This is a genomic window from Pseudanabaena sp. 'Roaring Creek' (assembly GCF_001402795.1).
GTDB lineage: Bacteria > Cyanobacteriota > Cyanobacteriia > Pseudanabaenales > Pseudanabaenaceae > Pseudanabaena.
This window is the reverse complement of the sequence record NZ_LIRE01000415.1, coordinates 1-8,454: the sequence shown is the minus strand read 5'-3', so window position 1 is coordinate 8,454 and position 8,454 is coordinate 1. Positions and strand designations below refer to the sequence as shown.

Below are 8,454 nucleotides of genomic sequence, written 5' to 3'. Positions count from 1 at the left end.
CTTGCGCTACAGGTTTTGGGGTTTTAATTATGCCCAGCTACTTAATCTAGCTGATTAATTAAGGTGATTAGCAGAGAAATTAAGCCTTCTCTAATTTCTAAAGCTTTTCTATAGTTCCTTGCGAACTATTAGAAAAATCTGCCAAGATGGATGACATATTTCGTTTGCCTTATTAAGGGAAGATTTGCGTGACTGTTGCTGCTTCTGTCTCCTCGCCTGATGTCCAGAGTCAAACTGATTCGGGAATTTATATTACAATTCACGGTCACTTTTATCAGCCTCCTCGTGAAAATCCTTACCTGAACGCCATTGAGCGGCAAGAAAGTGCTGCTCCTTTTCATGACTGGAATGCGCGAATTCACCATGAATGCTACCGTCCCAACGCATTCTCAAGGATTGAGCGTCATGATGGCAAAATCGTTAAGATTGTCAATAACTACGAGTACATGAGTTTCAACATGGGGCCAACGTTGCTCTCATGGATGGAATTTCACGATCGCGATACCTACCAAGCAATTATTGATGCCGATCGCCGCAGTGCCGATCGCCTCAATGGTCATGGCAATGCGATCGCACAGGTGTACAACCACATCATTATGCCCTTGGCAAATTGGCGTGACAAATTGACGCAGATTCGCTGGGGTAAAGAGGATTTTAAATCGCGGTTTGGGCGCGAACCTGAGGGCATGTGGCTGGCGGAGACGGCGGTTGACTATGAAACCTTAGAAGCCTTGGTTTTAGAGGGGATCAAATTTATCGTCCTTGCGCCATCGCAGGCACAGCGCTGCCGACCCATGCCGACGGATGAGAATCCCAATCCCGCATGGCAAGAAGTGGGTGGCGCACAGATCGATCCCAACCGCGCCTATCGTTGCCACCTGCGTCGCCACAATGCCAGCAGCAGCAATGTTTCCGAACTCGGTCAGTTCCATTTACCTGCAAATACTGACGCTTACATTGACATATTTTTCTACGATGGTCCCATTTCCCGCGATATGGGCTTTGGGGATCTCCTTGGTAGTTCTCACAATTTTTCTAAACGACTGAGTCAAGCTGTTCGCAGCGATCGCCGTCCGCATCAAATCGTGTCCGTGGCGACCGATGGCGAAACCTTCGGACATCACAAGCACTTTACCGAAAAAACCCTTTCTTATGCCTTCGTTGAGGAATTTCCCCGTCGGGGCTGGCATGTCACCAATTACGCCCATTATTTAAGCCTGTTTCCCCCGACATGGGAGACCGAGCTAAAATCGGTAACGGCTTGGAGTTGCGCCCACGGAGTCGATCGCTGGCAGGGTGGTTGCACCTGTGGCGGCGAAGGTTCGGGCTATCAGCAACTATGGCGGCGACCATTGCGCGATAGTTTAAATTGGTTGCGCGATCGCCTTGCTGCCGTATATGTGGACATTGGGCGTAAATACTTTAACGATCCTTGGGAAGCTCGCGATCGCTATATCGATGTCCTCAAATATTCCCTACGCGATGACCTGACCGAATCTTCCTTGGTGCTAGAGAAATTTTTCGAGCAGCAATCGGGCAACAAAGTATCCACCTCTGCCCAAAGAGTTGATGCCCTGCGACTATTAGAAATGCAGCGCCACGCCTTGCTGATGTTTACCAGTTGCGGCTGGTTCTTTGAGGAGTTATCGCGCCCTGAGACCGTACAGATCCTCCGCTATGCCGCCAGAGCGATCGAACTTGCCGCCGATGTGGCAGGAGTATTGCTCGAGGAGGAATTTATCCAACGTATGTCTGGTGCGCCTAGCAATCTAGCTGAGTTTAAAGATGGCAAGGGTGTGTACCGCAAACAGGTTGTTACCAATCGCATTACCCTCGCCCAAGTTGCTGCCCAGTATGCCCTCAGTTCAACCTTAGGCAACTACGCGCGATCGCAACAGATCTATTGCTATCAGATCCAGCAGCAGGATTACCAACTCCAACGCATTGGCTCGATGTCCCTAGCGATCGGGCAGATTCAACTGGTTTCTGGCATCACTCAAGAATCTGTAAATTATATTTTTGCTGTGTTGCATCTGGGCGGCGATGACTTTCATTGCTGCATTCAACCCTTTACGGGAAGGCGCGAATATGAGGAAATCAAAGCCACCCTGTTTAAAGTTCTCAAACAAGCGAATACGGCGGCGGTAATTCTCGCCATGGCGAGTAATTTTAGTGGCGAGCAGTTTAATTTGCATCACCTCTTTGCCGAGGAACGTCATCGCATTTTACAAATGCTTGCCGATGAAACCCTGACTCGGCTCGACCAGCTATACGAGCAGGTTTATCGCGATAATTACGGAATTCTTATTTCTTTCCGCCGCGATGATTTGCCTGTACCACCCGAACTACAGGTAGCAGCCGATATTGTTTTAAATAATCGACTCTCTGAGGAACTTAAGCGATTAGAAACGGGAGCATCATTACCGAATGTGGGACTCGATGCCGTGGCGATCGAAGCTATCAATCTGGGCTGCAAGTTTACCCATGTTGAAAATGCAAAGATGATCGAGAAATATATTCTGAAACAGATTCAGGAGCTAGGTCAATTGCCAGATCTGGATGAAAAGTCCCTATTTAGTTATCTCAATCAAATCGAGCAGGCTTTAATTATTAGCGATCGCCTTAATCTCAAACTCAATCTTAACCTCTCGCAAGAGGCCTTTCTCAACTACCTATTCAAACGGATTGCTCCCCAATGCGTTTTGGCTAGACAGATTCTCGATTTGGAATCGGTTGCTAAACAGCCCATTCACATTGAGGTAAATCTCTGCGAAGGTATTTCTAATCTAGAACTGCATCAGTTGATTGATACTGCTGGCAAGTTAGGAATTGCTACGGAAGCTTGGCTTCATGCCTAATTCAGGCAACAGCTAAGTAGCTAGGCATAAGTAAACTTAAAACCCAGAAGAGCATACCGCCCGCGCAGCGGGCGGTATGCTCTCTGGTTTTGGTTTTTAATGATGCCGAACTACTTATAAAACTGAAAAGCGAAGGGCGGCATTTTATGCCGCACTTCGCTTTTCAGTTTTGATTTGTATCGTAATCAATCAATTCATGCAATTCAGTCAATAGATTAATTATCCATTGATTAGCATTGATTAGGATGACTAAGTATCTATTTCCTTACTATTCCAATGAATAAGCAGTTAAGCATAATTAAAGTCCAAAGACAAAAGAGCGTACCACCCGCGTAGCGGGTGGTACGCTCTTCTATTTTGGGGCTTTAACTATACTGCACTAGAGTCAAAAGCTGTAGCGTAGTCTGAGCCTGCGCTACAGCTTTTGGAATTTTATATTTAATTGTATCTAGATACTTATATCTAGTATCTAGATACTTAGAACCCATTTAAGAATTACTTTCTGCGGTCAAAAACTCTAAGAGATCCCCCTCAATCCTCCTTAAAAAGGGGGAAGAATTTAATTCTCCCCCCTTTTTAAGGGGGGCTGGGGGGGATCTATCCAATTCTTAAATGGTTTTTTATATCCCCGATCCTAACTTCAAGATTGATTTAATAAGGAGAACATCATGAGTATTAAAGTTCAAGGCGACACAACTGGCGACACAACTGGCGACACAACTACTGATTCTTTCGATCCTCATATCGTTCCTGCCGAAACTAGAGCGAGGAAAGAGAGAGAAGGTGCGAACTATAAGCATACCCCCCATAATTCCGAAGAGCCTGACAGTCTTCACACCGCTGATGGCTACACAGTTGATACGGAAGGTTTGATTAATAACTACGCGGTTGAGCCCCCAATGTATGTTGATAAACTGGGGGATATGGCTCAGGATCTGCCTGTAATTGAGAAGTTCACGATAGTAGACATTTTCACCACCCATACGGAAGCAGAAAGTGCGGCAAAGGAAATCCACGATGCTGGCATCAGCAGGGACAAAATCTCAGTACTGGGAAAAAATTATCACGATGCCGATCATGGTTATGGATCGCTAAACTGGCAAGATATTGAGACGGATGGCGGATTGCCACAGGTTTTAACTTCTTTGGGAATTGCGGAGACGGAAGCGCGTAAATATGAGACAGCGATCGCCACAGGAAAATTTTTGGTAGTGGTTATTGGTGATGATCGAGATGTAAGCACCACTAAAGAACTTCTGATCCATATTGGACATCGTCTGAGCAAGGAACAGGGCATTTGAGCAAATCAAAATAATTGGCGGCGCACCGCGCCGCCAATTATTTTGATTTGCACTGTAAATTGGGGAGAAAAATGTAACCATCTTGGGGGGTACTATACAATTTCCCTATGGATTTAGATAGCATTCTCAGTAATCGTTACCGTATTAAGCAAGTTCTGGATCGCGAGCAAATTGATGCGATCGCTTTATCGTTGTATCTTGCCGAAAATTTAGAAATGCCGATCGTTCCCAAGCCTCTATGTGCGATCTATTGCTGGCAAGTCTTACAAGAGAATATACAAGAGGATATACAAGAGGATAAATGCGCACCCGAAGCGATCGCTAAAAGGCTCTATGAAATAGGGCAAAACTATACCCTTGCGCCCAAAGTGCAGGCTTTTTTTGATGAGGATGGCTACTACTGTTTGGTACGGGAATATTTAGAGGGCTATGCCTACATTGCCGAATTTCGCACTGAGTATCTAGATATTCGCGATATTCGCGATCAGTCTAATGATGATGATCGTAGTGAAAAGCCTCAAACAGATTCCGAAGTTTCTACGCTGAAAGTGTTAATGATTGCCCAATCTTTAGCGAAATCCCTAACGCGAGTACCGCTCAATCGGCGGCAATTATTGGTCAATGGTAGTGCGGCGATCGCAGGATTTAGTTTGGCGCTCTTTCTAGAAAACCTCAAACCAAAACCCAAGCCGATCGTCACCGTGATATCGGCTCCGATTGTCGAACCTCCCGTCGATCCGATTAAGAGGGGTGACAGAGCATTTCGCGATGATTTCGGGAATGGAATTTATATGGAAATGGTACGCATCCCGTCAGGCAAATTCACCATCGGTTCACCCGCTAGTGAAAAAGACCGCCGCGAGAATGAATCGCCGCCGATCGAAGTTAGGGTTCCTTCCTTTTATATGGCAAAATTTGCGGTGACTCAAGAACAATGGCTAGAGATTATGGGTAGCAATGTCGCTACGTTTCGCGACAATTTACAAGCACCAATGGAAAGTATTTCATGGTTGGAGGCTCAGGAGTTTTGCCGCAGATTGGCGGCAAAAACTCAGCATCTCTATCGCCTACCCAGCGAGTCAGAATGGGAATATGCCTGTCGGGCTGACACAAATACGGCTTACCACTTTGGCGATGATTCCACTCAACTTCCAGATTATGCTTGGTTTGCCGCTAATGCTGATAAGCGATCGCATCCAATCGGACAGAAAGTACCTAATCCTTGGGGGCTATACGAAATGCATGGGGGTGTATGGGAATGGTGTGAAGATACTTGGCACGATACTTGGCACGATAATTTTTATGGCGCACCAGCGGATGGCAAGGCTTGGATAGAAGGCAATGTTGGACGCAGGGTACGCAAGGGGGGATCGTGGAGCAATGAGGCAAAATTATGCCGCTCCGCAAGCCGTGAGTGGCATTGGCAAGGCGATCGCTACAACGACATCGGATTTCGCGTGGTTATTTCCGCAATACAGCATGATTGATTAAAGATAATGATGGCGATTTGCGTTGCCATTATCTGCTGGGCAGAACTAAGTAGTTAGGCGTAATGTAGTTAGGCGTAAGCTGTCGCCAAGTGTACTAGGACATAAACCCCAAGAATTAATTGGCGGCGCTTCGCGCCGCCAATTAATTCTTGGGGTTTGATTTGGAGAACGCTTACTAATGAGCCACGACCAACTGGAGTCAAAAGACTCAAGGGATTGAATTTAGGCGATCGCTTAGTTGATTTTGGCTTAGCGGTCGCAGCGAGGGGTCATCTTGATATTTATTCGGTGTCATCCTTGTCCAAGGTGGATCGTTACAAAAAGTACAAACAAAAAGTACGAATCTATTGGGGTTTTTGTAGCGATCCACTGGCAACGGCTATAATTGCTTGCATAGTGATTTGGTGACTGCGTTGATTGCTATTTATCCAGGTAGTTTCGATCCGATTACCTTTGGGCATCTCGATATTATTAAACGTGGCAGTCATCTCTTCGATCGCGTGATAGTTGCGGTTTTACGAAATCCCAATAAAACGCCTCTATTTACGATGGAGGAAAGAATGTTACAGATTAGCGAAGCAACTCAGTATCTCGATAATGTTGATGTCGATACCTTTACGGGTTTAACCGTGACCTATGCCCATCTCAAACAGGCACAGGTTTTAATTAGAGGCTTACGGGCAGTTTCAGATTTTGAATTGGAATTGCAAATGGCGCATACCAATAAGACCTTGGCAAATGACATCGAGACGGTTTTTCTATCTACTTCCAATGAATATAGTTTTTTGAGTAGTAGTGTAGTGCGGGAAATTGCTCGCTTTGGTGGCGAAATCGGGCATCTGGTAACCCCACAAGTAGCGATCGCCTTAAGACAAAAATTTCAACAATAAGCCGATCGCACTATTGCAGTTTTCATTTTGCCTACGGCAAAATGAAAACTCTAGAACTAAAAGCTGAGTGGCGGCGCGAAGCGCCGCCACTCAGCTTTTAGTTCTAGAGTGAACCTAGAATTGATAGCCGAGGCTGAAATATAAGGACTGCTCCTGCACGTTAGTACCGCGATCGCTGAGGTTGACAAAGGGAATGGCGAAATCCAAACGCAAATTTAAGCGCTCCACTGGCGTGTATAGAAACCCGACACCACCGCCAGCCAAGAAGTTTTGCGCGGGCAGGGTATTGGGATTTTTAGCGTTATTCCATACGCCACCAGCATCTAGAAAGGGGATAATTTGCAGGACTGGCGCACCTTGGTCGTTGCGAACGATGGTATTGCGATTCTCTAACGAAAATCGAATGCCATTATCGCCAGATCGGGCATTTTGACGAAAACCACGCAGGGACTGACCGCCTCCAATAATAAACTGTTGTGAAGGCAGCAAGGGATCGGCAGATAGTTGGGCATCCAATGAGGCGATCAGCAAAGAGTCCGTACCTAAGACTTGCAAGCGTTGCACCTGTCCGAGCCAGCTAAAAAACGAGCCGCTAGGGGTAGTGACATAGGTCGAACCGAATAGCCCTGTACCGAGATTGAACTGCGATCGCAAAGCCCAAGTACCTGAAAGGTCACGCAGGGTATAGTCCTGCCCGAAGCGAACTACGCTGGTTTTGCTAACGCCATTAGCATCGGGACCAGTACCAAAGGGGGTAGCGAGATCGTTAAAGGAAAATGTTTGTCCGTTTTGATAGTCATAGCCCAAGGTCAGCGCAAATTCTTCGATGCTCGATCGCCATAAGGGTTGTCGAAAACTGACATCGTACTGAGCGTTATTACCATTGATGTTAAATACATCAAAAGGAGTTTGGGTGATGCGGAAATTACTAGGCGAATATTGCAGCGTCAGAGTTCCATTCATGGGATTGAGCGGCAAATTATAGGAAAAGCTATATTGATTTGAGCCTCCCGTCGTAGTTCGGTAATAGGCTGCCGAAAGGGTGTCGCCATTGCCCGTGACATTGCGATAGAGTAATCCCGCGCCCAAGCGTTCCGCACCTACAGCGGGGGGAGAGTAGTTATCGAAGCTACCAAATCCGCCAAATTGATTGGATTCTTCTACTTTTACAGAGAGAATACTGCTATCGGGCTGACTCCCTGCTTTCAGGCTTGCCTCGACATTCTTAAAAATTGGGTCTGCCCGCAGCAATCGCAACTGGTCTTCGATTTTGGCGGTATTGGCGGGAATGCCCACGCCTAACTCAAGGCGCGATCGCACATAATCGGGATTGGTATTGTTTAAGCCTTGAATTTCGATCTTTTCAATTCTGCCTTCAATTACGCGAATGGTAACAACTCCATCGACAATTTGATTGGAATCAACTTCGGCGCGAGATGTTGTATAGCCGCGATCAGCATAGAGTTGGGATATCGATCGCGCGGCCTTTTGGATTTCGGCGGCGGATACTTGTTTGCCTTCAAGGGTTGCGGATATTTTGGAGATCTCGCTGCTGAAGTCGGCATTGTCTGATAGGGTGCTGCCGATGATATTAACCTTTTTGATAGCGATCGCCTGCGCGACTAATGGGGGTGATGTGGGCGCTGGCGCGATTTCATTCCCTACTAACTTAGAACTTTTGGGAGTATTAAGAAAATGGATATCTTTTTGTTCTAAAGCCGATGCTTCCATGAGGCATGAGTTGCAACCAATAGCGGCAAGGAGAGAAAAACTCGACAATTTAACAACAAGGGGGGTGAAGGCTTTTGGGCTATTCATTTTGATTTTCTATTTGATCTTCTATTTGATCTTCTAAATTAAGGTGGCAGGTATATCTGTCTGCATTTCAAGGGTTAGATCCCCCTCAATCCCCCTT

5 protein-coding genes are annotated in these 8,454 nt (G+C 46.3%); 4 read left to right on the top strand and 1 reads right to left on the bottom strand.

Annotated features, from left to right (window positions below; all coding sequences use genetic code 11):
* Nucleotides 1-188 precede the first annotated feature (188 nt).
* The 4 genes from AC805_RS13885 to coaD all read left to right on the top strand — a co-directional run bounded on the left by AC805_RS13885 (nt 189) and on the right by coaD (nt 6,539).
* Nucleotides 189-2,858, top strand: a complete 2,670-nt coding sequence (locus AC805_RS13885) for a DUF3536 domain-containing protein (RefSeq protein WP_055075974.1) — start codon at nt 189-191, stop codon at nt 2,856-2,858.
* A gap of 668 nt (nt 2,859-3,526) precedes the next feature.
* Entirely contained in the window at nt 3,527-4,159 is a 633-nt protein-coding gene (locus AC805_RS24760) for a hypothetical protein (RefSeq protein ID WP_072143626.1), read from the top strand.
* 107 nt (nt 4,160-4,266) lie between these two features.
* Nucleotides 4,267-5,646 carry a formylglycine-generating enzyme family protein gene (locus AC805_RS24755; RefSeq protein ID WP_072143625.1) on the top strand — a complete coding sequence of 460 codons (1,380 nt, stop codon included), beginning with the start codon at nt 4,267-4,269 and terminating at the stop codon, nt 5,644-5,646.
* A gap of 407 nt (nt 5,647-6,053) precedes the next feature.
* Nucleotides 6,054-6,539: a pantetheine-phosphate adenylyltransferase gene (coaD, locus tag AC805_RS13865; RefSeq protein WP_331459077.1), complete on the top strand. Its 486-nt coding sequence runs from the start codon at nt 6,054-6,056 to the stop codon at nt 6,537-6,539.
* Nucleotides 6,540-6,653: 114 nt separating this feature from the next.
* On the opposite strand, the gene AC805_RS13860 is transcribed toward coaD, so the two are convergent.
* Nucleotides 6,654-8,357: a ShlB/FhaC/HecB family hemolysin secretion/activation protein gene (locus AC805_RS13860; protein ID WP_055075972.1), complete on the bottom strand. Its 1,704-nt coding sequence runs from the start codon at nt 8,355-8,357 to the stop codon at nt 6,654-6,656.
* Between the last annotated feature and the right edge of the window lie 97 nt (nt 8,358-8,454).